The sequence below is a fragment of the Micromonospora andamanensis genome (genome assembly GCF_016863495.1).
GTDB lineage: Bacteria > Actinomycetota > Actinomycetes > Mycobacteriales > Micromonosporaceae > Micromonospora > Micromonospora andamanensis.
Map to the genome: position 1 here is coordinate 362,407 of NZ_BOOZ01000002.1, position 25,408 is coordinate 387,814.

Genomic DNA, 25,408 nt, shown 5'->3' on the forward strand with positions numbered 1-25,408 from the left:
ACGTGTGGTGTCAGGGCAGGGCGGCGACCGCCTCCGCGTACCCGACGCCGGTGCGGACCGCCGCGTCGACAAGCACCGTGACCTGAGCCGGGGCCACTCCGTACGCCAGATCGGTGGTCACCTCGCCGGCCAGCACCAGCTCGCCGTCGTCCGGCTCGTGGACGTACGCCTTGGGCAGCAGCCGGTCCCGATTCCAGGCGTTGCAGAAGGCGTACGCCTCGGCACGCCGGGTCGCCGCCAGTCGACGCCCAGCCACCACCCGGGCGTGCAGGATGTCGTGGCGTTCGCCGGCCCGCCGGAACTGGATCACCGCGTCGCCCCACCGCCCGAGCACCGTGCCGGCGGCGTCGACGGTGTAGTCGTCACCCCGCTCGTCCAACGCCTTCGTGATCATGGCCACGGTCAACGCGCCGATGTCGTCCACCGGCACCCCGGCGATCCCGCCGTCCGGCTCCGGCGGATCGCCGGGCCCGGGCTCCCCGTCCACCCCGAACTCGTCGTCCGGCTCGCACTCCTCGTCGGCGGGCAGCGGCACCGCCGGGGCGAGCGGACGCTCGGCCAGCCAGGCGGCCATCCGGCCGGACTGGTGCCCGGTGCCGTTGCGGGCGTCGAAGCTGCCGGCCAGTGTGGTCGCGACGGCGAGCAGTTCGGCGCCGAGCTTGCCCACGGTGACCTCGGCGGCCGGTCGCCCACCGTACGCCGGCCGGCGCACCACCCGGTCGGCGACCGTCTCGCCCACCAGCGCGCAGACCAGCGCCCCCGCCGCCGCGAACTCCATCACGGACAGATCCTCGTGCGGTTGATCCAGCCGCGGCAGCTGCTCGACGACGATCTCCACGCCGCGCTCCAGGTACCCACCCAGGGCGCAGAAGCGCAGGTGGGTGGCGAGGTAACCGAACCCGCCGGGCTCCGCCCGGTGCCGCCGGTACGCCCGTACGTGGGCGCGGCCCGCCCGCTGCGGGTGGCCCGCGCGCAGCCACGGCAGCAGCGCCGCGGCCAGGGCGGCCTCCGGCTGGGCGGTGCAGCCGGCCGGCGCGTCGAGCAGGGGGTCGAGCAGGTCGAGCGCGGCGGCCCAGTCGCCCCACCCGGCGAACAGTTCCGCCTGCCGGACGGGCAGGCAGTCGGGGCAACCGGCGGCCGGATCGGGTGCACCGTCCCGCCACCGGGCCAACCAGCGCCGGGCGGCCGGCTCATCGCCCACATGATCGGCGATCCGGCACCGCAGCTGCGCCACAAGCGTCGCGTTCACCTCGTCGGCGAGGCCGTCCAACACGCCGCGCGCCTGGTCCAGTCCGATGCGAGGGGTGCCGAGCAGCGCTTCGACGGCGTACCGCAGGTAGCGGCGCCGGGTGTCGTCGTCCAGGCCCGTTGTGGCCAGGCACCGCTGGACGGGCTCGAACAGCCGCCACCGCTCGCCACCGCGCAGGTGCGTCTCGACCAGTTCGGACCAGGCGTCCAGTGCGGTCCGTCGATCGCCGTCCGCCTCGGCGAGCGCGGCGACCCGGGCCAGTTCGCCGACGCGTACCTCGCCGTCGGGCATGTCCCGGGCATCGTTGAGGGCGGCGGCGGGCCGCCGGGCTGCGCGTCCCCTGTCGCCCGCTCGGCCACTGACGCGTGCCCGGGCGGGGCCCCGGTCACCGCCGGTCACCGGCGTCCCGTCCCCGCGAGCCGACCCACCTCGTCGGCCAGCCGGCAGCCGGCCGAGATGCCCCGGTTCAGCAGCAGATCCAGCTGGTGCGGCGTGACGCCCCGTTCCAGGTCGGTGATCACCTCGCCGTAGACCCGGGCCCGGCCGGCGTCGTCGACGTGCACGAACGCCTTCGGCCAGAACCGGTCGCGGTTCCACGTGTTGCAGAAGTCGTGCAGCCGCGGCACGTCCTCGACAGTGAAGGCGTGGGTGGCGACGGTGCGCACCTGGAGCAGTTCCCCGGCGTCACCGGCGCGGAGGAACCAGATGTGTCCCTGTGCCCACCTGCCCACCAGCGCGCCGTCGCCGTCACCGGCCACCGCGCAACCGCGGTGGGCCAGCACGGCGGCGAGGAGATCACCTGTCAACGGCCGCAGCGTCGACGGATGACCCGCCAACGGGTCGCCGGTACGGTCCTCGAACTCCGGCGACCCCATCGGACACTCCCTCGCGAGGCGAATATCACGGCAGGCGGCGGGGACCGCGCTGCGACACGCGGAGCGACCAGGATGACCGGCCAATCACCCGGCCCGCCGTTACGGTGATGCTATGGCGGGCCGTACCCCTCAGGCGAGTCGGCGGCGCGGCGCGTCGCCGCGTGGCAGCACGAACAGCCGTGCCCGCCAGCCGGCCAAGAAGACCCGTACGCCGGTACGGCGCCGTACCTCGACGAGGGGTCCGGGCCCGGCAGCGTACGTCGGTCGGGCGATCCAGGCACTGTGGATGGGGCTGGCCCACGGGGTCGGCTGGGCGGTGCGCGCCGCCGGGCGCCAGGCGGCCTCGGCCCGCGACCTCGACCCGGAGCACCGCCGCGACGGCGCCGGCCTGCTGTTCATCGGTCTCGCCCTGCTCGGTGCCGGCGCGATCTGGTTCTCGGCAGCCGGTCCGGTCGGTGCCCGACTGGCCGACACGGTGCGGCTCTTCCTCGGGGCGATCTCCATAGTGGTGCCGGTGCTGCTGGGCATCGGCGCGTGGCGGCTGATGCGCCAGCCCGGCGATCCGGAGCACCGGGGGCGAGGGCTGGTCGGCTGGGGTTCGATGCTGATCTCCACCGCCGCGCTGCTGCACATCGGTCAGCAGCCGGTCGACCCGCGCGAGCGGGACTTCGCCGGTGGCCTGATCGGCGCGGGCGTGGGCAGCGTGCTGGAACGCGCGGTCACCGCGTGGGTGGCGGTGCCACTGCTGGTCCTGCTACTGGTATTCGGGTTGCTGGTGGTCACCGCGACGCCGATCAACAAGATCCCCGAGCGGCTCGGTCTGCTGGCCGGCGGCATGGTCGGGCAGGACGAGACGGAGTCGACGGAGGCACCCGCCACGCCGACGCGGCGGCGCCCCACCAAACGGGCGGTGCCGCCGGTCGACCCGGACGAGTTCGACGACCTGGACGGCGCGGACCTCCAGGAGACGATGGTCCTGCCGCGCAAGACGCCGTCCCGGGTGCCGGCCAGCCGCAAACCCGCCGAGCCGCCGGAGCACTCGCCCGCGCCGACCCGCGCCGAGCAGCTCGCGCTCACCGGCCTGGCCGGCGACTACACGCTGCCCCCGTCGAACATGCTCGGCAGCGGGGCCGCTCCGAAGACCCGCAGCAAGGCCAACGACGAGGTGATCGCCGCCCTCACCGGTGTCTTCGACCAGTTCGACGTGGACGCGGCGGTGACCGGCTTCACCCGGGGGCCGACGGTGACCCGGTACGAGGTCGAGCTGGGCCACGGTGTCAAGGTCGAGCGGATCACCCAGCTCTCCCGCAACATCGCGTACGCGGTGAAGTCGCCGGACGTCCGCATCCTGAGCCCGATCCCGGGCAAGAGCGCTGTGGGTGTGGAGATCCCGAACACCGACCCGGAGAACGTGGCCCTCGGTGACGTGCTGCGGTCGCGCGCCGCCACCAGCGACCACCATCCGATGGTGGTCGCCCTCGGCAAGGACATCGAGGGCGGCTACGTGGTGGCGAACCTGGCGAAGATGCCGCACATCCTGATCGCGGGGGCCACCGGCGCGGGCAAGTCGAGCTGCCTGAACAGCCTGCTCATGTCCATCCTGACCCGGGCCACGCCGGACGAGGTGCGGCTGCTGCTGATCGACCCGAAGCGGGTCGAGATGACCGGCTACGAGGGCATCCCGCACCTGGTCACGCCGATCGTGACGAACGCCAAGAAGGCGGCCGACTCGTTGGAGTGGGTCGTCCGTGAGATGGACATGCGGTACGACGACCTCGCCGCGAACGGGGTCCGGCACATCGACGACTTCAACCGGAAGGTGCGCAACGGCGAGATCAAGGCGCCACCGGGCAGCGAGCGTGAGATGCGCCCGTACCCGTACCTGCTGGTGATCGTGGACGAGTTGGCCGACCTCATGATGGTGGCCCCGCGCGACGTCGAGGACTCGATCGTGCGGATCACCCAGCTCGCCCGGGCCGCCGGCATCCACCTGGTACTCGCCACCCAACGCCCCTCGGTCGACGTGGTGACTGGCCTGATCAAGGCCAACGTGCCGTCCCGGCTGGCGTTCGCCACCTCGTCGCTCGCCGACTCCCGGGTCATCCTCGACCAGCCGGGCGCGGAGAAGCTGCTCGGCCGGGGTGACGGGCTGTTCCTGCCGATGGGCGCCTCGAAGCCGGTGCGGATCCAGGGTGCCTGGGTCACCGAGCGCGAGATCAACGACGTGGTGAAGTTCTGCAAGGACCAGCGTGAGCCGGAGTTCCGCCCGGACGTACTGGCCCCCGCGCAGGACAGCAAGAAGAAGATCGACGAGGACATCGGCGACGACCTGGACCTGCTGGTGCAGGCGGTCGAGCTGGTGGTCACCTCGCAGTTCGGCTCGACCTCGATGCTCCAGCGCAAGTTGCGGGTGGGCTTCGCGAAGGCCGGCCGGCTGATGGACCTGATGGAGACCCGGGGCGTGGTCGGCCCGTCGGAGGGCTCCAAGGCGCGCGACGTGCTGGTCAAGCCGGATGAGTTGGAAGAGGTGCTTGAGGGTCTGCGGGGCGGCGATGGCTGAGCCGGCGGCACTGGCCAGCGAGCTGTTCCCGATCATCACGGCCGCCGACCTGGACGCCGCACTGCGCTTCGGTGACGGCCAGTTGGGCATCGGGCGGCAGGAGGCCGGCGAGCAGCCCGCCGGCCCGGCGACCCTCTGGGTGTACGTCGCGGACTGCGCCGCGGCACTGGCCCGGCTGGCCGGGGCGGGCGTCGAGGTACTCGCCGAGCCGCAGACGCAGCCGTGGGGCGAGCGGATGGCGATCGTCCGTGACCCGGACGGCAACCGGGTCCTGGTCGCCGACCGCGGCTGACAGGTCCCTCCGTCACACCTGGTGATTCCCGGCCCGGAGCCGCCCCACCCTCCCGCGCCCTTTGCTCTGCTTCACCATACGCAACGGTTACCGAAGGTCACGTTCAGTGTTCGGGGCGCCGCCGGCCGGCACGCTATCGCCGCAGCTCAGGAACTGGTGCGTGGGTTGAAGCAGAGCAAAGCGGCGGAGGGGGAGTGGAGGATGGTGGCGGCCAACGCTACGCATCGTCACCGGCGGGAAGAATGCTGTCCGTAACCGTGCTCGGCCGTGCGTCGTACGGCGGACAAGCCATGTGGGGACGAGGGTGGGAAGGGCCCATGCGCAGACGGCCCGCCGCGTGACGCGGCGGGCCGTCGAGTCGCGAAGAGATCAGAGCGAGCTGAGGATCAGCATGCTCAGCAGCATGGCGACCACGTTGGCCGCGGCGGCGTACCAGCCGAGCGGCTTGTCACCGAGCACCGCGCCGACGACGCCGAGGACCAGACCGATGACTCCGAAGAGGATCGGGTTGAGCAGCAGCGCGAGGACCGCGCACACGAAGCCCACGATGGTGCAGATGCGGGCGGCGCTGGTCGAGCGGACGGTGCTGGTGGCCATGTCTTCCTCCAGTGGGTGAGTCTCATGTCTGCCGTCCGGTCTCTACCCACTACGGACGATCGCCACGCACACCCGCCCACGCATCAGTGGAACAGCCTCAGCCCGATCACGCCGGCCACCACCAGTAGCAGGCTGAGCAGGCGGGGCAGGTTGGCCGGCTCGCCGAGCGCCACCATGCCGACGAGGGCGGTGCCGACCGCCCCGATGCCGACCCACACCGCGTAGCCGGTGCCGACCGGAATCTCCCGCAGCGCGTATGCCAGCCCGGCCATGCTCAGCACCAGCGTGATCACGAAGACCACCGAGGCGACGGGTCGGGTGAAGCCGGCGGAGCGGTCCAGGGCGATCGCCCAGGCCGTTTCGAGCAGTCCGGAGAGCACAAGCACGATCCAGGCCATCGGGTCACCTCTTCAGCAGGGGCCCGGCCACCGGGGCCGGGACGAGTCGGGTCCAGCACGCGGGGCGTCTTGGCCTGACCGGGTACGCCCACGACTCGTCCGGGGCGGCCACGCGGGCCGCCGGAACCGACCGTAGCACCGGGTCGTGGGGTGCCGGGGTGAGACGGATCACCCGGGGTGGACCTCAAGCTTGCTTCAAGCTGCACCATTGATCCGTGACCGTGCTCATCTCCGATCCGGAGGTCGCCGCCGCGCTTGACGCAGCGACCTCGGTCGACGCGATGCGTCAGGCTCTGCTCGCGGCTCATGACGGGCGGCTCGTCGCCCCGCCCCGGGCCGCCGCGTCGCTCGGCGCCGGCCGGATGGTGCTCACCGCCGGGCACCTGGTCGGACAGTGGTACGGATACCGGGCGTACGACACGTTCGGGCACCCGGAGACCGAGCAGGTGGTGGTGCTGCACGACGGGCAGACCGGCGCGGTGCGGGCGGTGGCCGTGGGGGATGAACTGGGCTCTCGGCGTACCGGCGCGCTGGGCGGGGTGGCTGTCGACGCGTTGGCCCGTCCGGACGCGGCCACCGTCGGCGTGATCGGATCCGGCGGGCAGGCATGGACCCAGGTCTGGGCCGCCGCCGCCGTGCGACGCCTGCGCCAGGTGACAGTGCACAGCCGGTCGACAGCCCGTCGGGAGGCGTTCGCCGCCCGGGTCCGGGCCGAACTCGGGATTCCGGCCCGCGCGGTGGAGACCGCTCAGGAGGCGGTACGCGACCGGGACCTGGTGGTGCTGGCCACCACCAGCCCGACACCGGTGCTGAGCGCCGCCGACCTGCGCCCCGGTACCCACGTCAACGCGGTCGGTTTCAAACAGGTGGACCGCGCGGAGTTCGGCACCGACCTGCTCGACGCCGCCGCCGTGCTGGTCAGCGACTCGGTGGCACAGGCCACGTCGTACGCTCCGCCGATGCTCGCCGCCCAGCCGCCGTACGCCTCCCGGCTGCGTGACCTGGGCGCGGTGCTGGCCGGCGCGGCACCCGGCCGCACCGGTGCGGACCAGATCTCGGTCTTCTGCTCGGTCGGCCTGGCCGGCACGGAGGTCTTTCTGCTCGACCGCGTGGTCCGGATCCTCGCCACGGCGGTCTGAGGCCGCCCGCCCCGTACCGCCGTCGCCGGTGCGGGCACCGCCGCCCGGTACCCTCGGATGGTGTCTGCCACCTCCTCGCCTTCCCCCGACGGTCGCCGGGTCGCGCTGCTGACCCTGGGCTGTGCCCGCAACGAGGTCGACTCGGAGGAGCTGGCCGCCCGCCTGCACGCCGACGGCTGGCAGGTGACCACCGACGGCGAGGGCGCCGACGTGGTGGTCGTCAACACCTGCGGCTTCGTGGAGAAAGCCAAGCAGGACTCCATCCAGACCCTGCTGGCCGCCGCCGACACCGGCGCGAAGGTGGTCGCCGCGGGCTGCATGGCCGAGCGTTACGGCCGGGAACTCGCCGACAGCCTCCCCGAGGCGCAGGCGGTGCTCAGCTTCGACGATTACCCGGACATCGCCGCTCGGCTGGACGCGGTGGTTGCCGGTCGGGAGGTCGCCGCGCACACCCCACGCGACAGGCGTGAACTGCTGCCGCTGACCCCGATCGCCCGGCGCGACAGCGCGGTGTCCCTGCCCGGGCACGGCCGGGGCGCCGACGTCGACGAGCACACCCCGGCCCACCTGCGTACGGTGCTGCGTCGCCGGTTGGACAGCGGCCCGGTGGCCTCGCTCAAGCTGGCCAGCGGATGTGACAGGCGTTGCGCGTTCTGCGCCATTCCCGCCTTCCGGGGCGCCTTCGTCTCCCGCACCCCTGACGAGCTGCTCGCCGAGGCCGAGTGGCTGGCCAAGAGCGGCGTCCGGGAACTCGTGCTGGTCAGCGAGAACTCGACCTCCTACGGCAAGGACCTGGGCGACCCGCGTGCGCTGGAGAAGCTGCTGCCGCAGCTCGCCGCCGTCGACGGCATCGTCCGGGTACGGGCCAGCTACCTCCAGCCGGCCGAGACCCGGCCGGGGCTGATCGAGGCCATCGCCAGCACGCCGGGAGTCGCGCCCTACTTCGACCTGTCGTTCCAACACTCGAGTGAGCCGGTGCTGCGCCGGATGCGTCGTTTCGGCTCCACCGACCGTTTCCTCGAGCTGCTCGCCGCCGCGCGGCAGCTGGCACCGGAGGCCGGCGCGCGCAGCAACTTCATCGTCGGCTTCCCGGGCGAGACCCGGGGCGACGTCGACGAGCTGGTGCGGTTCCTCACCGAGGCCCGGCTCGACGCGATAGGCGTCTTCGACTACAGCGACGAGGACGGCACCGAAGCCGCCGGACTACCGGGCAAGGTTTCCGCGGCCACCATCAAACGGCGGTACGACAAGCTCAGCGCGCTCGCCGACGAGCTGTGCTCGCAGCGGGCCGAGGACCGCCTCGGTTCGACAGTGGAGGTGCTCGTCGATTCGGTCGACGGCGGGATCGTCGAGGGAAGGGCGGCGCACCAGGCGCCGGAGGTGGACGGGTCGACAACGCTCGTCGCCCCGGACGGTGGCGGCGTCGACCTGACCGCGCTACGCCCCGGTGACCTGGTCCGCGCCACGGTGACCGGCACCGAGGGAGTGGACCTGCTCGCCGTACCGGATGAGATGATCTCCGCCGCGCCCGGCGCGGCGCGGTGACGGTGGGCCGGGACGAGGCGGAGGAGGCACGAGGTGCGGTGCCGGGTGTGCCAGCCGAGCGGGGCGATGCCGTGACGGGGGCGACGGAGTCACCACCGGTGCCGGTGGTGGCGGTGCCCGTGGTCAACGCCGCAAACGCCCTGACCGCGCTACGGCTGGTGCTCGTACCGGTCTTCGCGGCCTCGGTGGTCATGTCGGGGATGACGCACGCCGGATGGCAGGTCATCGCCTGCGTGATCTTCGCCGTGGCTTCGGTCACGGACCTGGTCGACGGGTGGATCGCCCGGCGGTTCGCGCTTGTCACGGCCGTGGGCAAGGTGGCCGATCCGATCGCCGACAAGGCGCTCACCGGCGCCGCCCTGCTGCTGCTCTCCTGGTACGACCGGCTGCCGTGGTGGGTGACCACGATCATCCTGGCCCGGGAACTGGGCATCACCGCGCTGAGATTCTGGGTGATCAGGCGCGGCGTGATCGCCGCCAGCCGGGGCGGGAAGATCAAGACGGCGCTTCAGATACTGGCCATCACCTGGTACCTGTGGCCGATGCCGGCGGCACTCACCCCGATCGGGCCCTGGATCATGGGCGCGGCGGTCGCGGTCACCCTCGTCACCGGGCTGGACTACATCGCCCAGGCCACCCGGCTGCGTCGCACTCAGACGTGAGCGCCTCTCGACGGCGTTGCGACGCGTAGACCACGTCGGGGCCGGGAAGGATGCAGATCATGGGTGTGCGAGAGGCTGAGGGTGCGATGGGCGCCGTGGCGGCGGGGGTGGTGCACCGTCTCACCGAGCGGCGGGAGACGTTCGCCACCGTCGAGTCGCTCACCGGCGGTCTGCTGGCCGCCACGGTCGTGGAGATCGCCGGGGCGAGCGCCGTCTACCGCGGCGGACTTGTGGTCTACGCCACCGAGCTGAAGGAGCGGCTGGCCGACGTACCGGCGGCACTGCTGGCCGAGCGCGGCCCGGTCGATGCCGACGTGGCCAAGGCGCTCGCCGAGGGTGGGCGGCGACGCTGCGGGGCCGACTGGGGCGTGGCCACCACCGGGGTGGCCGGGCCGGAGCCCCAGGGCGGCAAGCCGGTCGGGCTGGTCTTCGTCGCGGTCGCCGGCCCGGACGGCACCGAGGTACGCCAACTCGACCTGGACGGCGGCCGTGACCGCATCCGGGGTGCCGCGGTGACCGAGGCGTTGCGCCTGATTGCCGAGCACATCCAGGCCCCCGACCCGACCTGAGCCGCTGGCGGTCTGCACGCCGTCGGGCTTGTCGTGCTGGGGGTCGCCCCGGGCCCGCCAGCCGGTCAGTGGCATTCCAGATGCTGGTGTCCCGGCGTGTCGGACACCTGGACTGCCACAGGTCGGTGGCGCGGTCGGTGGCGGCCAGTGGGATGACCGGGCGGGGCGGGATGTCGCGGCGGCGCGCAGCGGGTACGGTTGCGGGAAAGCTCCGACAGCCGGTGCTCCCACAGGCCGGTCGGCCGGGCGAACTGTGTCCCTCAGGGGAGGTGCGATGGTCCTGCTACGCCGGGTGATCGGTGACGCACTACGGGCGCGCCGGCAGGGGCAGCACCGCACGCTGCGCGAGGTCTCGTCCGCAGCCAACGTCAGCCTGGGCTACCTGTCGGAGATCGAACGCGGTCAGAAGGAACCCTCGAGCGAGCTGCTCGCGGCGATCTGCGACGCGCTGGGCGCCCGTCTCTCCGAGCTGTTGCGCGAAGTCAGCGACACGGTGGCGCTCGCCGAGCAGATGCCGGGCGTGCTGGTGCCGGTGCAGGACGAGCCGACCGAGTCGACGCCTGTCGCCGCCGCGTCGGTGCACAAGGCCACCGGTCGGGGCGTACGCCAGGTCACCTCCGACGGTAACGTCGCCGTCTCCGTGCGGCAGGACTCCCCGCTCAAGGCCACGCTGCGTACCGCCCGGGTCCGGCCCGCCGACCGCAGCGACCGGGACGTGGTCTGCGCCGCCTGAGCCTCGCGGCCGATGGTCGCGGTAGCTCCCGCCGCGTAGGGTTGATCGCGGACGTCCGCTCTCGCCGGTACGGATGCCGTGTTGGCGCCCGGCTGGGACGATGGATCCACCATCGCCGGTAGCCGGGCCGGTCACCGGGGGTGGGGCAGGCACAGCGACGTGATTGAGGGGATACCGCGGAGATGGCGAACCCGTTCGTCAAGGGGTGGAAGTACCTGATGGCGCTCTTCGGCGCCCGCATCGACGAGCACGCCGACCCGAAGGTGCAGCTCCAGCAGGCCATCGACGAGGCGCACCGGCAGCATCAGGCCCTCGTCCAGCAGGCCGCCGCGGTGATCGGCAACCAGCGGCAGCTGGAGATGAAGCTGTCCCGGCAGATGTCCGACGTCGAGCGGTTGCAGGCCAACGCCCGCCAGGCGCTGGTCCTGGCTGATCAGGCCCGGGCCAAGGGTGACGAGGCCGAGGCCGGGCGGTACGAGCAGTCCGCACAGACCCTGGCCACCCAGCTCGTCTCCGCCGAGCAGTCCGCCGAGGACCTGAAGACCCTCCACGACCAGGCGCTGGCCGCCGCCGGGCAGGCCCGCCGGGCGGTGGAGAACAATTCCATGATCCTCCAGCAGAAGCTCGCCGAGCGCGCCAAGCTGCTCAGCCAGCTGGAGCAGGCGAAGATGCAGGAGAGCGTCGCCGCGTCGCTGGAGTCGATGTCGGCGCTCACCGCTCCCGGCAGCACCCCCACGCTCGACGAGGTACGCGACCGCATCGAGCGCCGTTACGCAAACGCCATGGGCCGCGCCGAGTTGGCCAGCAACTCGACCGAGGGCCGGATGCTGGAAATCCAGAAGGCGACCCTGGACACCGCCGGTTCCGCCCGGCTGGACCAGATCCGCGCCAGCATGGCCGGCGATCAGCTCGGCGCGGGCGCTGACCGGGGCTCCGTCGCCGATCAGCCGGCCACGGCCGACCCGGCGGTGGCCCGGCTCGACGAGATTCGCGCCAGCATGAGCCGTGAGCGCGGCACCGGCGACACCACGGCCGCCGGCTGAGCGGGGAAATCGAGGAGGCCACGGTGGCAGCGGACGAGCGCACCCGGTACTTCCGCAGGCTGAGCAGGCTACGCGGCTCGGCCCGGCGGTGGAGCGTGCTGGCCGGCGGGCTCGGCGGCGCGACAGTTGTGCTGACCCCGTACGCCGGGATCGGTCTGGCCGACGCGGCCTGGGCCGCCGCCGCGGGCGCGGCCACCGCGCTGGCCGGCTGGCGCTGGGTGGACCTGCGTGCCCTCGCCGCCCAACCCGCTCCGCCACCGCTGGACCCGGCCCAGGTGGCCGCCCGCAACCGGGCCCGCCTGGTGGCCGCCGTGGAACGGCTCCCCGCCGGTGCCGGCGTGCTGGCCGAGGTGCGTCGGGTCCGCTCCCGTACCGCGCTGCGTGGCACCGCCGCCGCCCAGCCGTGGGAGCGGCTGGACCGGGCCGCCGCGACGATGGCATCCATGGCGGGCCGGCTGACCGGCCTCGCCGAACCGGCAGTCGGTGAAGCCTCCGCCGCCGAACAGTCGCTGCGTGAACTGGCCAACCGGGTCGCCAGTGTGGAACGCGCGGTCCGTCTCGCTCCCGCCGACGCGAAGCCACCACTTGCCGAGGCGCACCGCGCGCTCACCGGGCAACTGGAGGCGGGTGTGGCGGCGTACGAGCGCCTGGTGGTCGCCGCCGCAGGCTACCTGGCCGAGGAGTACCGCCCGGAAACCGAGCACCCCGCCGCCGCCCGCCTCACCGAGGCCACCGACCTCCTCCAGGGCTTCGCCTCAGCCCTGTCGGAGCTACGCGCCGTCTCGCACCCCGCCCCGTCGCGTTGATCCCGTACGGAGCCACCGCCGGGGCCGGGAACGAGGACTGTCACTCGGGGGTGGTGACCGGGATGGGGCCGGTGTACGGGGAGGCGCCCACCACGTTGAACGAGCGCACCCGGTAGTGGTAGGTGACGCCTCGGGCCAGGCCGGTGTTGGTAAAGCCGCGACCGGTGACGGTGAAGGTGGCCAGCTCGCGGCTGAACTGCGGATCCAGGGCCCGTTCCACGGTGAAGCCGGCACCCTGGCCGGCGGGCGTGCTGGCGGACCAGCCCAGCACCACTGTGGCGGTGTCCGGGCCGGGGGCGGTGGTGGCCACGCTTACCGAGGTCGGCGTGCCGGGCGCGGGCGGGGTGGTCACCGTCGCCACAGTTGACCAGGGCGAGGCGGCACCCAGGTAGGTGGTGCGGACCCGGTAGTAGTAGGTGGTGTCGGGCGCGACCGCCGGGTCCAGGTGGTTGTCCCCGACACTTATCGCGGTGGTGCCGGGCCCGCTGGTGAACGTCGGGTTGGTGGCGCGCTGCACGTCGATGCCGGTGGCGAACGAGTGGTTGGCCCAGCGCAACGCGACCCGCAGCGGTGCGGCGGGGGGAATTGCCGCGGTCAGCTTGGCCGGCGCGGTGAGCTGCACCGACGCGGGAACGCTGTTCGACCAGGTGGAGCAGCTCGCCGCGTTCTCCGCCCGGATGCGGTAGTGGTAGGTGACGCCGGGGGTGACTGTGGCGTCGGTGTAGCGGGTCGCCGTGGCCGCCACGGTGATTGTCGTCAGACCGTTCGTGAACGTCACGTCGGTGGCCCGTTGCAGCAGGTGGCTGGTGGCCGGTGGGCGGCTGCCGTTCCCGGTCCAGGCGAGGGTGATCGCCGGCAGCGCGGTCGCCGAACCGGGGGCCGGTGCGGCGGTGAGCCCGGTCGGCGCCCGCGGCGAGACCCGCACCACAAGCGGGCGGCTCATGCCCTGGTCCCGCAGGCCCGCCGCCGCACTGCCCCAGCGACACTCCCAGCCCAGGTTGACAAGGTGGTTGACCACCGACGCCTGTCGCCCGTCGACCGGGCTGATCGGGGTGGCGTCGAGCCGGGCACCGGCCGGTCGGGCCGGGTCGAGCAGCCGGACGCTGTCGCCGATCTTGAACGGCAGCGACGGTGCCTCCGGACGCAGCGCGAGCAGCACGTCCTCTCCCGGATCGACCCGCACCACCTGCTTCCAGCCGAGTTCGCCGGGATGCGGTGGCCGGATCGCGCCGTCCCGGCCGACCCGGCCGATCACCTGAACGTCGAGGCCGTCGAACCGCACCGGATGGCTCTGCCGCCCGCAGCCACGTACCCGCCAGAGCTGGCTGCCGTCACCAGGGGTGCCGACCGCCAGCGCCGGGTCGCTGGCGTGCACCACCTCGGTCGCCGGTTCGGTGGGACCGAGCGGCAGGGTGGCCTCACCCCGTGGTCCGCCGTGCGGATGGGCCACGCCGAGGCGGCCGGTGAGGCGGCCGTACTCGGGCTCGAAGACCTGCCGCACGGAGGTGACGGCCAGCGGCAGGTTCACCGGTGCGCCGCCGGGCGGGGTGAACTCGACTGTGGTGGCGTGCACCGGAATCCGGGTCGCCGCGCTCGTGGTGCCGAAGCAGGCATCGTAGGCCGGGTGCGGGACCACCGGGGGGCGTTGGCTGGCCGCGTACGCGCCGGGCAGGCGCTCCCGCAGTCGGTCGAGGTCGTACGGCGTGGCCCGGGTGCCGGTCACCCGTAGCTGCATCAGGGTGCGGGTGTTCGGGCCGTACCCGGGCACCGTCGGCGGCGCGCCGCCCTCGGCGGTGCGGTCGGGCCCGCCGGTGTGGTGGTCGTAGCGGGGATCGAAGCAGGGCAGCGGGGCCGGGCAGTCGTTGTAGAGGATCAGGGTGGTGCCGGGTTCGACGGTGGCGAGATCCACGAGCACGTCGGCCCGCTCGCCGGGGGCGAGCAGCAGCGCGTGACCGTCGACGTTCAGCACTGTCGGGTCGCGTCGGTCGTAACGGAAGCCGATCGGCCGGTTCGGCACGACCACGGGCGCCGGCAGCAGGCCGCCCTCGTTGCCGATCCGGATCATCTCCGGGCCGGCCGCCGCCGGGTCCGGCACGCCGCCGGCACGCCCGTCGGTGGGCCAGTCCGCCTGTCGGTCCGGGGCGCGTACCGCTTCGACCATCGGCACCTCACCGGCGGCGGCGTCGGCGAGCTGACCCTCCGGCGTCCACATCGGCGCGTCCGAGGCGGCCCGGTACAACTGGAGGTTCAGCCAACGGTCGGTGCAGGCGTTCAGGATGCGCCACCTGTGGAGCTTCGGCTGCACCTCCAGGTACGGGTACGCGGAACCGTTGACCAGGACCGTGTCGCCGTACGCCGCCGGCACCGCGCTCGGGTGCGGTACACCTGGGGCTTCCGGCGGCTCGTTCGGGTCGGTGACCGGGTCGTGGTGCGGGTTGGCCACGGTTGCGGCGGACGCGTCGGCACCGGCGGCGGTGACGGTACGCGACCAGGGCCCGTAGTCCCACCGGCCGGTCGGGTTGACGCCGTCGCGGCGGTACGGGTTCTGGCGGGACTGGTAGACGTGCGGGTGCCAGAGGGAACCCCGGGTCCCCCAGCGGTCCCGGTCCCAGGTCGGGTCCTGCGCGGCGAGTTGGGCGTCGTCCGGCACGAACGTCTTGTCCTCGAAGACCAGCGGCAACTGCTCGGCCGGCAGCGTCCCGTCGGCGATCAACCGCTCCTGCGCGTCGTCGGTGAGCAGGTAGAGCGCGAGCTGACCGGAGTAGACGGTCAGCCGGGACAGCCCGACGGTGTTGTCGTGGAACCAGAGCAGGCGACCGCTCTGGTCGTTGGGGTAGTAGAGGGTGGTGGCGCCCTGCCCCGGGTGGGCCATGTCCGGCACGTGGGCCAGGCTGACACCTGTGGGGTAGGGGGTGATCTCGCCCGCCGGAGTGATCCACTGCCACGGGTTCCCGGCGCTGATCCAGCCGGTGAGCGCGCCGCACAGATGCAGCACCGCCCGGTTCTGCGGGTAGGGTGCCGGCCCGTCGAGGGGCCCCGGGCCGGCACCGGGCACCGTCGGGTCGACAGGCAGGAAGAGGTCACCGGTGGGCAGTTGGTTTATGAACTTGATGCGTACCGGCCGGCCGCGTCGGGCGAGCACGACCGGACCGAGGTGCCAGGGTCGTCGTGGCGGGGCGACAGTGTTGTGCCCGTCCGGGTCAGTGCCCAGGTTGAGTTGGCGGTAGCCGCGCAGCCGGGTGGCCGGCAGGTCCCGGTGCAGCCGTTGGGTGTACTCCTGGAGTCCGATCTCGTAGTAGTCGCATCCCGGATGAGTGATCGTGTCGGGTACCGCGACCGGCAGGTGCGCGCCGAGCGGAGTGCGACCCAGCGGGCCGAGGCCGGGCAGCGGGTCGAGAAACTTGCGCATCCCGGTGCCGGTGACCACCTGTCCGTCCTCGTCGTGGGCGGGCAACGGACTGTAGGCGTGGTTGGGCACCGGACCGAAGCAGCGGGGCGTCGCCGCCGGATCGAGAGTGGCAGGTGTCGGCGGCGCGGCTGCCACCTGGTGCGGCAACGCGGGCGGTGCGGTTGCTCGCGACGCGGCGGTCGGGGCGCTGTCGTTCTCCGCGTCCGGGCCGGGTCGGGCAGCAGGGACGGCGCTCGGCGGGCCCGGCTTGTCGGTGCGGGCGGCGCGGTCCAGCCAGGTCGACCGGAGTCTGCGGAACACGGCCATGGCTCTCCCGGTGATCGGGGCGCGGCGGCCACCACCCCGACGTGGCGGCGCGGACGCGCGTGCTGACGTTCCGTGAGCCCTCAACCGCAGCATGCGACGCGCGGTGGTCGGTTAGGAAGTCCCCTTTCGTGCCAATCTGCCGAGCTGCCGGCGTGTCGCCGCCGCCACTCCGCGCCTGTCGCGTGACCGGCCGTCCACCGGCTCCGACCTGCCCAGACCGCCGCGTGGAAGATGCACGGCGGCAGCCCAGACCGCCGCGTGGAAGATGCGCGGCAGCCCAGATCGCGGTGTGGAAGATGCCCGCCGGCACCAGCCGGTTCGCGGCAGGCACGGCGGGCTCAGGTCGGATCGCCCGGCTGGCAGGTGGGGCACCAGTAGGTGACCCGTTCGCCCAGGTCCTCCTTGCGGATGGCGGTGCCGCAGCGCCGGCACGGCTGCGCCCGCCGGCCGTACACGTAGCTGGTCCGGCCACGTGCCAGCGAGCCGGTGGTGCTCTGCGTCCAGCGCCCCCGGTTGGCGGCCAGCAACTTCTGCGCCAGGGTCACCAGGCCGAGGAGGTCGGGCACCTCCCGCACGGGGGTACGCGGGTGGATGCCGCGCAGGAACAGCACCTCGCACTTGTAGAGGTTGCCCACTCCGGCCAGCAGGCGCTGGTCGAGCACCGCCACGCCGACCGGGGTGTCCGGGTGGGCGGCGATTCGACGGGCCGCCTCGGCCGGATCCCAGTCGGCGCCGAGCAGGTCGGGGCCGAGGTGACCGACGAGGCGCGACTCGTCGGCGGTGGGCACCAGCGCCACCTCGTGCAGGTGGTAACCGACGGCTGTCGCGACCGGGGCGCGCAGCACCACCCGGATCAGGTGCGCCGGCCGGGCCGTCCACCGCTGCCCGGGGGCGTACGTCCGCCAGGTGCCATCCATCCGCAGGTGCGAGTGCAGCGTCCAGCGCGACTCGCCGGTGCCGGCGGGGGCGTCCAGCCGGAGCAGCAGGTGTTTGCCCCGGCTGGCGCTGTCGCGTACCGCCCAGCCGGCGAGATCGGTGGTGGCGAGCGAGGGCACCCGAAAGTCGCTGCCGGTCAGCCGGGCGCCGACAAGCGCGCGTTCCAGGACGCGGGCGGTGTTCCAGACGGTGTCACCTTCGGGCACGGCACCATTCTCCCTCACCCGAGCGCAATTCACATGTATCGCTATTTGTATGACGCTTCTATTCGATCTACGGATATAGGCACTATCGGGGAGTTCTGAGGAGAATGCTGATGAATCATCCCCGCAATTCCGTCCTGGCCGTCCTACTGGCCGCCGCCCTCGTCGTAGCTCTGCATCCGACCTCCGCCTCATCGGCCGCCCGCCCCGACCGGTGGACCGCCGACCTGTCGGTCGTCGACGCCGACGATGTCAACGTGCGACACACCCGCGCGGGCCTGCGACTGGCCGACGCCCGGCCACCAGGTGTGCCCGCCCGGCGCAGTGCGGTCGCCGAGGGCATGCTGGTGGCCTCACCGCGTGCCCTCAGTCGTTCCGCCAACCGGATCCGCGCCCAGGTCACCGTCGCCGCCAGGCCGGGTGCCACCGCGACCGTCCAGGTCCGTGGCTGGCGGACGACCGGCTGGACGGAATGGCGCGACGCCGCGCCGACGGCCGTCTTCGACCAGCCGGTCCGTCGGGTGCAGGCCCGGGTGGTGCTCACCGGCAGCCGTTCGGGCGCGAGCACCGAGGTCCGCGCCGTCCGGCTCACCGCCGACACCGTCGCCGCCACCACCGCCGCCACTCCCGGCCTGACCTACCGGGTGTACGCGACCCGGGTCGGACTGGTCGGCGAGGTGACCGCGAACGGCCACACGGTCCGCGCCCGGGACCATTTCGTGGCGTTGCCGTCCCGCCGGGGACTGTCCCCGCGCAACACAGGTGACTACACCGTGCGGGTCTGCACCGTCACCGGCAGCCGCTGCGAGTACGCCCCGGTCTGGGACGTGGGCCCGTGGAACACCCGCGACGACTACTGGAACCTCAGCGCCGTGCGGGAGAACTGGAAGGCCCTGCCGCAGGGCAGGCCGCAGGCGCAGGCCGCCTACCAGAACGGTTACAACGGCGGGCGGGACCAGTTCGGTCGGGTGGTGCTCAACCCGGCCGGCATCGACCTCGCCGACGGGACGTTCTGGGACGGGTTGCAGCTGACCACGAACGCCTGGGTCGACGTGGCGTACCTGTGGACCGGCAGCGGCCCCCGTGGGGTGGTCGGTGACGGACCGCTGACCGTGCGGGCCGGACCCGGCACCGGCTACCAGTCCCGGGGCCTGGCCGCCCAGCACGCGAACGTGCCGATCCAGTGTTACGTGGCCGGGCAGACAGTCGTCGGGCCGTACCGCACCACCAACCGGTGGAACCGCCTGGCCAGTGGGCAGTTCGTCAGTCACGCGTACATCTCGGCGGTCTGGGGTGGGTCGGTGCCGCTCTGTTGAGGCGGCACCCCGAGCCGGGCCGGTGTCCTCCCACGCCGGCCCGGCCCGCCGCGTCACCTGGTGCTCAGCAGCGCCCGGTCGGCCGGCTCAGGGCATCTCCTCCGGCCTCGGCGTCCGCACCAGTTCCTGGTACCGAGGGTGGCAGGCGCCGTAGACGGCGAAATTGAGGCGGGCGTGCGACAGGCTCAGGTCCCCGTTCGCCCCGCCACGGACGACGTCCGCGTCCGCGTCGGCCTGACCGTCATCTGTCCAGAAACAGACCGGGCAGGTGCCGCCGCCGGTCCGGTACGCGCAGCAGGGGCAAGCGGCGGGAACCCAGCGATCATCCACCTTGACAGCTTTCCACAGTAGACGGTTCATCCGTATTGTCCGGGGGCGTCCCCCACGACGCCGGAACCCCGGACCCGCAGCAGCGTACCCGGGACCACCGCGAGCAGTGCGGCGGCGTGTCCACCGTTGACGGAGAGTGCCACCCGGCCGGCCGAGTCGGCGTGCGCCACCAGGGCACCGACCGGGGCGTCGCCGAAGGTACGCCCGTGCACCGCTTCCCGCTCCCACCCGCCGATGCCCGCCGGGCTGTCCGCAGCGGCCGGATCGCCGGCCACCGGACCTACCCGGACCCGTGCCGGCAGCGGGTCGAGCAGTTCGGACCGGGCGGCCAACTGCACGTTGCCGAATCCGTCCACCGTCAGCACCTCGGCGACGAACCCGTCAGGCAACCGACGGACCAGCGGCTCCGGTAGCCGTACCAGCGACGCCGGATCGACAGCCCGGCCGGCCTCGGCCAGCGGGGCACCGAGGGCCAGCCGGGCCGCGACAGGCGCGAAGACGTCGCGTCCGTGGAAAGTGGCCGAGACCCGAGGGGTCAGCCAGCGCGGATTCGTCAGCTCCACCGCCCCGGTGATCCCGCCGAGCGCCCCGGCGGCGTCCAGCAGCAGGCCGTTGTCGGGGCCCACCAGCAGACCGGCGGGGGTATCCAGGGCGACACCCCGGCGGCGCGTGCCGACTCCCGGGTCGACCACCGCCACGTGCACCCCGAGCGGCAGGTGCGGCACGGTCTGGGCCAGTACCGCGCCGCCCCGACGAACGTCACCCGGCGGCACCAGGTGGGTCACGTCGATGATCCGCAGCGCGGGAGCGAGGCGGGCGATCACCCCGTGGCAGGCCGCCACGAACCCGTCGGCGAGCCCATAGTCAGTGGTCAGCGAGACGACCCCGGCCGGTGCTCGCGACTCGCGGGCGCTGCTGCTGCTGGTCACGGCACCGGATCGTACGCCCGGATCCTCCGTCACGGGTGACGACGGCGACGATGGGCGCGGCCGGTGCTTGCGGCGTCCCCCGGTGCTGTCGCTGTCGCGGGTACCGTCGGCGTCCCGTTGCCGGATAGCCGACAGCACGGCTGACCGACCGGCCACTGCCTGCGGGCCGCACCGGTTGGGCAGACTGCCGGGGTGAGCCACCGGATCCTGCCAGCCGTCGCCCTGATCATGATCACCGTCGCGGTCACCGCCTGTGGTGCGGAGGAGCCGGACAGGTCGCCCGCCGCCGCACCGACACCGACAGTCGCCGTACCGTCGGCGGACCCGGCCTCACCGACCGGCCCGGCTGCCGTGCCCGCCCCCACCGGCGAGGCAAGCCCCGCCGCGCCGGCCGCGCCGAGCAACGCCGCGCCCCGGCCGTCGGCGGCCGGTCCGGGGGCGGGTGGGACCACCGAGCGGCGGCCGCCGAGCCCGCCGCCTGTGGAGCTGCCGCCACGCCAGGCCGGCGCACCGACCGGCCGGGAGGTCGTGGCAGCGTTCCGGGCGGCCGGGCTCAAGGCGGCGAACGTCCGCGACCGTTCCGTTGACTGTGGACCTGACGGGTTGGGGCTGGGCTGTTCGGAGCTTGTCGTGACCGACAACGTGGCCGTCTACGTCTTCCCCGACGAGAGCAGCGCCGGCGACCTGGCCGAGCTGTGGAGTGGAGCCGCCTACCGCAGCGGCACTGTGGTGCTCAACTACCTTGAGGCACCGACCCCCCGCACCGACCGCCCCCGCTACGAAAAGGTCCTCGACACCCTCCGTTGACCCGGGCACTAGGCGCGGAGGCGGAGGCCGCGGGGGGTGGTGCGGAAGCCGGCGGCGGTCAGCGCGTCGCGCAGCGGCGACGAGCGTACGGATTCGCCGTCGGCACGTTCCACGGACATCGGGCCCAACGCGCCGGAGTGGACGGCGTCGGCAAGTGCCTTGCCGGCCGCGCCCAGCGCGTCCGCGTCGTCTGTGAAGGAGAGCAGCGTCCGCCCACCGCGTTCCACGTAGAGCGCCAGCTCACCCTCGACCAGCACGACAAGCGCCCCGGCCTTGCGACCCGCCCGGTGCCCGGTGGCCGGCGGCGAGGTCGCGTCGCCGGAGTCGACGACCCGCTCCGGCCAGGGCAGCGCCGCACCGTACGGGTTTGCGGGATCGGTGGCGGCCAGCACCACTGCGGCTCCGCCCCGGGGCCGTCCGCCGTCCAGCGGCTCGGCGCGGATCCGGTCCACCGCGCCGGGCACCGCGAACTGCGCCGCACCCAGCCCGTCGACGAAGTATCCCCGCCGGGCGGCGCCACGCTCCTCAAGCGCGGCGAGCACCGGGTAGACGGCGGCGAACCCGCCGATGACCTGCTCGGCCAGGACCGCGCCCCGGGTCAGCACACCGTGCCGTTCCAGCAGGACGTCGGCGAGTGCGGCGGCGCGGCGGGTCGGGTCGGTGTCCCGCGCCGGTAACCGCGACCAGCGTCCGGCCACGGTCGGTGGGCCGCCGCGACTCGGCAGTGCCACCCGCCCCGGGCGCCGGTAACGGCCCCGGGCGGCGGTCGGGCGGGCGCGATGCGCGCCGCCGACACCGAGGACGGCCCGCAACGGTGCCAGGGTGTCGTTGCTGAGGTGACCTGCCCAGACCAGGTCCCAGATGACGGCCGTCAACTCGGCGTCGTCGGTGGCGCCGACCCGGTCGGCGAGTGGCCGGAAGAACAGCGCCTGCCCGTCGTCGAGGGCGTCCAGCACGGCGTCGTGCAGGGGCGTCCGGGCGAGAGTCTCGTCCGGCGGCGGGAGCAGCAGCGCGGCCGAGTCGGCGTACGCCAGGCTGACCCAGCCGTCCCCACCGGAGATCGCCCCCGCGCCGGCCCACAGCACCTCGCCACTGGCGCACAGCTCGTCGAGCTGGGCGGGGGAGTAGTCGGCGACCCGGGCCGGCAGCACCAGCCGTTCCAAGGCCGACGCGGGCACCGAGACACCCTGCAACTGCTCGACGGTGGCCGCCACCGCCTCCACCCCCCGAGCCGAGGAGCCCACCTGCTGCCAGCGGGGCAGGAAGGTGGCCAGGGCCCGGGGCGGCACCGGCTCGATCTCCCGGCGTAGCGCGGCGAGGGAACGGCGGCGCAGCAGGCGCAGCACCTCGGCGTCGCACCACTGGGTGCCGGCCGTGTCCGGGGTGAACTCACCGGAGACCACCCGACCGGTGGCGGCCAGCCGACGCAGCGTCTGCTCGACCACGAAGACCCCGAGCCCGAACCGTGCCGCGCAGGCGGCTGCGGTGAACGGGGCGTGCGTGCGGGCGTACCGGGTCACCAGGTCGCCGAGCGGGTCGGCCACCGGTTCGAGGTACGCCTCGGCCACGCCGACCGGCAGGGCCACGCCGAGGGCGTCGCGCAACCGGCCGGCGTCCTCCACGCCGACCCAGCGTTCCTCCCCGGCGATGCGGACCCGTAGCACCCGCCGGGCGGCGGCCAGGTCGATCAGCCACGCCTCGGGCGCTCCGCGCTCGGCCAGCTCACCGGTGCTCAGGTCGCCGAGCTGGCGGAGCAGCTCGACCACGTCCTCCGCGTCGCGGGTACGGCGTTGGGTGGTGAGCCAACGCAGTTGCCGATCGGTCTCGGCGAGCACCGCCGGGTCGAGCAGCTCGCGCAGGTCGACCCGGCCGAGCAGTTCGCCGAGCAGCGCCGAATCCAGCGTGAGTGCCGCGGCCCGGCGCTCCGCCAGCGGGGCGTCGCCCTCGTAGAGGAAGGCACCGACGTAGCCGAAGAGCAGCGACCGGGCGAACGGGGACGGCCGGGCGCTCTCCACCTCGACCAGTCGCACCCGGCGGCCGGCCAGGTCACGCATCACCTCGGTCAGGGCGGGCAGATCGAAGACGTCCTGCAGGCACTCCCGTGCCGCCTCCAGGGTGACCGGGAAGTCGGCGTACTCGCGGGCCACGTCGAGCAGCTGGGCGGCGCGTTGCCGTTGTTGCCAGAGCGGCTGGCGGCGGCGCGGATCGCGGCGGGGCAACAGCAGCGACCGGGCGGCGCACTCCCGGAACCGGGCGGCGAACAGCGCCGAGGTGCCCACCGACTCCTCCACCAGCTGGGCGATCTCCTCCGGATCGAAGGCCACCACATCCGCGCCGGGCGGGGTGTCGGCGGTGTCCGGCAGTCGCACCACGATCCCGTCGTCGGCGGGCATCACCTGCGCGTCGACCCCGTACCGTTCGGCGAGCCGGCGACCGATGGCAAGCGCCCAGGGCGCGTTGACCCGGGCACCCAGCACGCTGTGCACGGCCAGCCGCCAGTCACCCAGCTCGTCGCGGAAACGTTCGACGACCACCGTCCGGTCGTCCGGTAGGGCCCGGGTCGCGGCCCGCTGCTCGTGCAGGTAGGTCAGGAGGTTTCCGGCGGCCCAGTCGTCCAGCCCGGTGGCCCGCAGCGCGGCGGTGGCCTGCTCGGTGTCCTGCCGCAGCAGGGCCCGCACCTGGGCACCTATCGCCCGGCCCAGTTCCACCGGCCGGCCCGGCTGGTCGCCCTTCCAGAACGGCATCTTCGCCGCCTGCCCGGGGGCGGGGGAGACCAGCACCCGGTCCGGCGTGATCTCCTCGATCCGCCAGGACGAGGAGCCGAGCAGGAAGACGTCACCGACGCGGGACTCGTAGACCATCTCCTCGTCCAGCTCGCCGACCCGGGCGGCCCGTTCCGCGCCGGCCAGGAAGACGCCGAACAGACCCCGGTCGGGGATGGTGCCGCCACTCGTCACCGCGAGCCGCTGGGCACCCGGACGACAGGTGAGCACGTCGGTGGCGCGGTCCCACACCAGTCGGGGCCGAAGCTCGGCGAAGGCGGTCGACGGGTAACGGCCGGAGAGCATGTCCAGTACGGCGTGCAGCGCGGAGTCGGGCAGCTCGGCGAAGGGCGCGGCCCGGCGGACCACACTCGCCAGGTCGCCGACCCGCCACTCGTCAAGCGCGACCATCGCGACGATCTGCTGGGCGAGCACGTCCAGCGGGTTGCGCGGATGGTGCAGCTCCTCGATGGCGGCCTCGCCCATCCGCTCGGCGACCACGGCACAGGAGAGCAGGTCGCCCCGGTGCTTGGGCAGGACCACCCCCCGCGACACCGCGCCGACCTGGTGCCCGGCCCGGCCCACCCGCTGGAGACCGGCGGCCACGCTCGGCGGTGCCTCGATCTGCACCACCAGGTCGACAGCGCCCATGTCGATGCCGAGTTCGAGGCTGGAGGTGGCCACCACCGCCGGCAGCCGGCCCGCCTTGAGCGCCTCCTCGATCTGCCGGCGTTCCTCCCGGGAGACGCTGCCGTGGTGCGCCCGGGCGATCACCGGCGGGGCCCCGGAGACCGCGCCGGCCTGGGCCATCATCTCGGCAGGTGTCCGGGCAGCCGGTGGTGCCACTGCTGTCTCGTCGGCGGCGAGTTCGTTGAGCCGGGCGCAGAGGCGTTCGGCGCTGCGGCGGGAGTTGGTGAAGACGATCGTCGAACGGTTCGCCCTGATCAGGGCGAAAACCCGTTCCTCCACAGCCGGCCAGATGGACGCCGTGCGAGGACCGGCGAGATCGTCTTCAGGCACCGCCTGCTCGTCGAGGCGGGTCATGTCCTCCACCGGCACCTGGACGCTGACCTCTATCGTCTTGGCGGTCACCGGGGCCACCACCTCGACCGGGCGGGCGCCGCCGAGGAAGCGGGCGCACTCGTCAAGCGGCCGGACGGTGGCGGAGAGGCCGATGCGCTGCGCCGGGGCGGGCAGCAACTCGTCGAGCCGTTCCAGGGAGAGGGCCAGGTGGGCGCCGCGCTTGGTGCCGGCGACCGCGTGCACCTCGTCGACGATCACGGTCTCCACGCCCCGCAGCGAATCCCGGGCGGCCGAGGTGAGCAGCAGGAACAGTGACTCCGGCGTGGTGATCAGGATGTCCGGCGGGGTACGCGCGAAGGCCCGCCGCTCGTCGGCGGGGGTGTCACCGGTGCGCATCCCGACGGTTATCTCCGGCGGGGGCAGGGCGAGCCGGGTGGCGGCCTGCCGGATGCCGGTGAGGGGGGCGCGCAGGTTGCGTTCGACGTCGACGGCGAGTGCCTTGAGCGGGCTGACGTAGAGCACCCGGCAGCGCCGCCGAGGATCGGTCGGGGCTGTCTCGCGGGACAGCCGGTCGAGGGACCACAGGAACGCGGCGAGGGTCTTGCCGGAGCCGGTGGGGGCCACGACCAGGGCGTGCCGGCCGGCGGCCACCGCGTTCCAGGCGCCGGCCTGCGCCGTCGTCGGCGCGGCGAACGCCGCACCGAACCACTCCCGGGTCGCCGGGCCGAACCGGGCGAGCACCTGCTCGCCGGGGGCCGTGCTGGAATCCGCCACGAACCCATCCTGCCCCCGGGTGCCGACATTCGTTCACCGCGAGCTGGGCGGGATATGTCTTGTTAAGGCGTTAAGAGTGACTTACGCTTAGAATCCGTTAAGTCTTACTTAACTGCTTGCTCTTGAGGGGCAACATAAAGTAACT

The 25,408-nt window shown here is 73.3% G+C and carries 20 protein-coding genes and 1 riboswitch; of the genes, 11 read left to right on the forward strand and 9 right to left on the reverse strand.

All coding sequences use genetic code 11. The features are described from left to right. Positions 1-10 precede the first annotated feature (10 nt). Together Van01_RS02300 and Van01_RS02305 are read right to left on the reverse strand one after the other, a co-directional pair. Entirely contained in the window at positions 11-1,648 is a 1,638-nt protein-coding gene (locus Van01_RS02300; RefSeq protein ID WP_373306191.1) for a type III secretion system chaperone family protein, read from the reverse strand. Beyond that, the gene (locus tag Van01_RS02305) at positions 1,645-2,124 is read right to left on the reverse strand and encodes a type III secretion system chaperone family protein (protein ID WP_203998739.1); all 480 of its coding nucleotides are present in this window, start codon (positions 2,122-2,124) and stop codon (positions 1,645-1,647) included. The genes Van01_RS02300 and Van01_RS02305 overlap by 4 nt, the downstream gene beginning before the upstream one ends. A gap of 112 nt (positions 2,125-2,236) precedes the next feature. Between Van01_RS02305 and Van01_RS02310 the strand changes: the two genes are divergently transcribed. Both Van01_RS02310 and Van01_RS02315 read left to right on the forward strand, forming a co-directional pair. Continuing rightward, a complete protein-coding gene (locus Van01_RS02310; protein WP_203998754.1) occupies positions 2,237-4,684 on the forward strand; it encodes an FtsK/SpoIIIE family DNA translocase in 2,448 nt (815 codons plus the stop codon). Then, positions 4,677-4,976 (forward strand): VOC family protein, encoded by a 300-nt coding sequence (locus Van01_RS02315; RefSeq protein WP_239098814.1) that lies wholly within the window; start codon positions 4,677-4,679, stop codon positions 4,974-4,976. Before Van01_RS02310 ends, Van01_RS02315 begins: the two co-directional genes overlap by 8 nt. 369 nt (positions 4,977-5,345) lie before the next feature. Here Van01_RS02315 and Van01_RS02320 read toward each other — a convergent pair whose 3' ends face one another. Continuing rightward, complete coding sequence (locus Van01_RS02320; RefSeq protein ID WP_099847079.1) at positions 5,346-5,573, reverse strand: hypothetical protein; 228 nt, start codon at positions 5,571-5,573, stop codon at positions 5,346-5,348. An 83-nt stretch (positions 5,574-5,656) separates the two neighbouring features. After that, positions 5,657-5,971, reverse strand: coding sequence for a DMT family transporter (locus tag Van01_RS02325; RefSeq protein ID WP_203998771.1), 315 nt, complete (start codon positions 5,969-5,971; stop codon positions 5,657-5,659). Between the two features lie 58 nt (positions 5,972-6,029). Further along, a riboswitch (guanidine-III (ykkC-III) riboswitch) is annotated at positions 6,030-6,096 on the reverse strand. Between the two features lie 90 nt (positions 6,097-6,186). Between Van01_RS02325 and Van01_RS02330 the strand changes: the two genes are divergently transcribed. The 7 genes from Van01_RS02330 to pspM all read left to right on the forward strand — a co-directional run bounded on the left by Van01_RS02330 (position 6,187) and on the right by pspM (position 12,468). Beyond that, a complete protein-coding gene (locus tag Van01_RS02330; protein WP_203998774.1) occupies positions 6,187-7,110 on the forward strand; it encodes an ornithine cyclodeaminase family protein in 924 nt (307 codons plus the stop codon). Positions 7,111-7,167: 57 nt separating this feature from the next. After that, positions 7,168-8,655, forward strand: a complete 1,488-nt coding sequence (gene rimO / locus Van01_RS02335; protein WP_203998789.1) for a 30S ribosomal protein S12 methylthiotransferase RimO — start codon at positions 7,168-7,170, stop codon at positions 8,653-8,655. A gap of 71 nt (positions 8,656-8,726) precedes the next feature. Continuing rightward, complete coding sequence (gene pgsA / locus Van01_RS02340) at positions 8,727-9,317, forward strand: CDP-diacylglycerol--glycerol-3-phosphate 3-phosphatidyltransferase (RefSeq protein WP_203998792.1); 591 nt, start codon at positions 8,727-8,729, stop codon at positions 9,315-9,317. 59 nt (positions 9,318-9,376) lie between these two features. After that, positions 9,377-9,886 carry a CinA family protein gene (locus tag Van01_RS02345; RefSeq protein WP_203998795.1) on the forward strand — a complete coding sequence of 170 codons (510 nt, stop codon included), beginning with the start codon at positions 9,377-9,379 and terminating at the stop codon, positions 9,884-9,886. 274 nt (positions 9,887-10,160) lie between these two features. Continuing rightward, positions 10,161-10,619, forward strand: a complete 459-nt coding sequence (locus Van01_RS02350; RefSeq protein ID WP_099847075.1) for a helix-turn-helix domain-containing protein — start codon at positions 10,161-10,163, stop codon at positions 10,617-10,619. A gap of 182 nt (positions 10,620-10,801) precedes the next feature. Further along, complete coding sequence (locus tag Van01_RS02355; protein WP_203998798.1) at positions 10,802-11,662, forward strand: PspA/IM30 family protein; 861 nt, start codon at positions 10,802-10,804, stop codon at positions 11,660-11,662. Positions 11,663-11,685: 23 nt separating this feature from the next. After that, positions 11,686-12,468 (forward strand): phage shock envelope stress response protein PspM, encoded by a 783-nt coding sequence (gene pspM, locus Van01_RS02360; protein ID WP_203998801.1) that lies wholly within the window; start codon positions 11,686-11,688, stop codon positions 12,466-12,468. A gap of 40 nt (positions 12,469-12,508) precedes the next feature. Here pspM and Van01_RS02365 read toward each other — a convergent pair whose 3' ends face one another. Next, a complete protein-coding gene (locus tag Van01_RS02365) occupies positions 12,509-16,183 on the reverse strand; it encodes a hypothetical protein (RefSeq protein WP_203998804.1) in 3,675 nt (1,224 codons plus the stop codon). 338 nt (positions 16,184-16,521) lie between these two features. Next, entirely contained in the window at positions 16,522-17,325 is an 804-nt protein-coding gene (locus Van01_RS02370; protein ID WP_203998807.1) for a DNA-formamidopyrimidine glycosylase family protein, read from the reverse strand. A 110-nt stretch (positions 17,326-17,435) separates the two neighbouring features. Between Van01_RS02370 and Van01_RS02375 the strand changes: the two genes are divergently transcribed. Beyond that, positions 17,436-18,638 (forward strand): DUF8814 domain-containing protein, encoded by a 1,203-nt coding sequence (locus Van01_RS02375; protein ID WP_203998810.1) that lies wholly within the window; start codon positions 17,436-17,438, stop codon positions 18,636-18,638. An 87-nt stretch (positions 18,639-18,725) separates the two neighbouring features. On the opposite strand, the gene Van01_RS02380 is transcribed toward Van01_RS02375, so the two are convergent. After that, positions 18,726-18,968 (reverse strand): CPCC family cysteine-rich protein, encoded by a 243-nt coding sequence (locus Van01_RS02380; RefSeq protein ID WP_099847069.1) that lies wholly within the window; start codon positions 18,966-18,968, stop codon positions 18,726-18,728. Between the two features lie 26 nt (positions 18,969-18,994). Beyond that, positions 18,995-19,897 (reverse strand): SAM hydrolase/SAM-dependent halogenase family protein, encoded by a 903-nt coding sequence (locus Van01_RS02385; RefSeq protein WP_203998813.1) that lies wholly within the window; start codon positions 19,895-19,897, stop codon positions 18,995-18,997. Positions 19,898-20,089: 192 nt separating this feature from the next. Here Van01_RS02385 and Van01_RS02390 point away from each other — a divergent pair, with 192 nt between their 5' ends. Beyond that, positions 20,090-20,704, forward strand: coding sequence for a hypothetical protein (locus Van01_RS02390; RefSeq protein WP_203998815.1), 615 nt, complete (start codon positions 20,090-20,092; stop codon positions 20,702-20,704). 8 nt (positions 20,705-20,712) lie between these two features. Here the strand turns inward: Van01_RS02390 and Van01_RS02395 are convergent, their stop codons facing one another. After that, positions 20,713-25,263, reverse strand: coding sequence for an ATP-dependent helicase (locus Van01_RS02395; RefSeq protein WP_239098815.1), 4,551 nt, complete (start codon positions 25,261-25,263; stop codon positions 20,713-20,715). Between the last annotated feature and the right edge of the window lie 145 nt (positions 25,264-25,408).

What these genes read in the sequence shown, in the direction of transcription:
- Van01_RS02305 (WP_203998739.1), bottom strand. Translation starts at nt 2,124, where the DNA reads ATGGGGTCGCCGGAGTTCGAGGACCGTACCGGCGACCCGTTGGCGGGT.
- Van01_RS02310 (WP_203998754.1), top strand. Translation starts at nt 2,237, where the DNA reads ATGGCGGGCCGTACCCCTCAGGCGAGTCGGCGGCGCGGCGCGTCGCCG.
- Van01_RS02315 (WP_239098814.1), top strand. Translation starts at nt 4,677, where the DNA reads ATGGCTGAGCCGGCGGCACTGGCCAGCGAGCTGTTCCCGATCATCACG.
- Van01_RS02320 (WP_099847079.1), bottom strand. Translation starts at nt 5,573, where the DNA reads ATGGCCACCAGCACCGTCCGCTCGACCAGCGCCGCCCGCATCTGCACC.
- Van01_RS02325 (WP_203998771.1), bottom strand. Translation starts at nt 5,971, where the DNA reads ATGGCCTGGATCGTGCTTGTGCTCTCCGGACTGCTCGAAACGGCCTGG.
- rimO (WP_203998789.1), top strand. Translation starts at nt 7,168, where the DNA reads ATGGTGTCTGCCACCTCCTCGCCTTCCCCCGACGGTCGCCGGGTCGCG.
- Van01_RS02345 (WP_203998795.1), top strand. Translation starts at nt 9,377, where the DNA reads ATGGGTGTGCGAGAGGCTGAGGGTGCGATGGGCGCCGTGGCGGCGGGG.
- Van01_RS02350 (WP_099847075.1), top strand. Translation starts at nt 10,161, where the DNA reads ATGGTCCTGCTACGCCGGGTGATCGGTGACGCACTACGGGCGCGCCGG.
- Van01_RS02355 (WP_203998798.1), top strand. Translation starts at nt 10,802, where the DNA reads ATGGCGAACCCGTTCGTCAAGGGGTGGAAGTACCTGATGGCGCTCTTC.
- Van01_RS02365 (WP_203998804.1), bottom strand. Translation starts at nt 16,183, where the DNA reads ATGGCCGTGTTCCGCAGACTCCGGTCGACCTGGCTGGACCGCGCCGCC.
- Van01_RS02375 (WP_203998810.1), top strand. Translation starts at nt 17,436, where the DNA reads ATGAATCATCCCCGCAATTCCGTCCTGGCCGTCCTACTGGCCGCCGCC.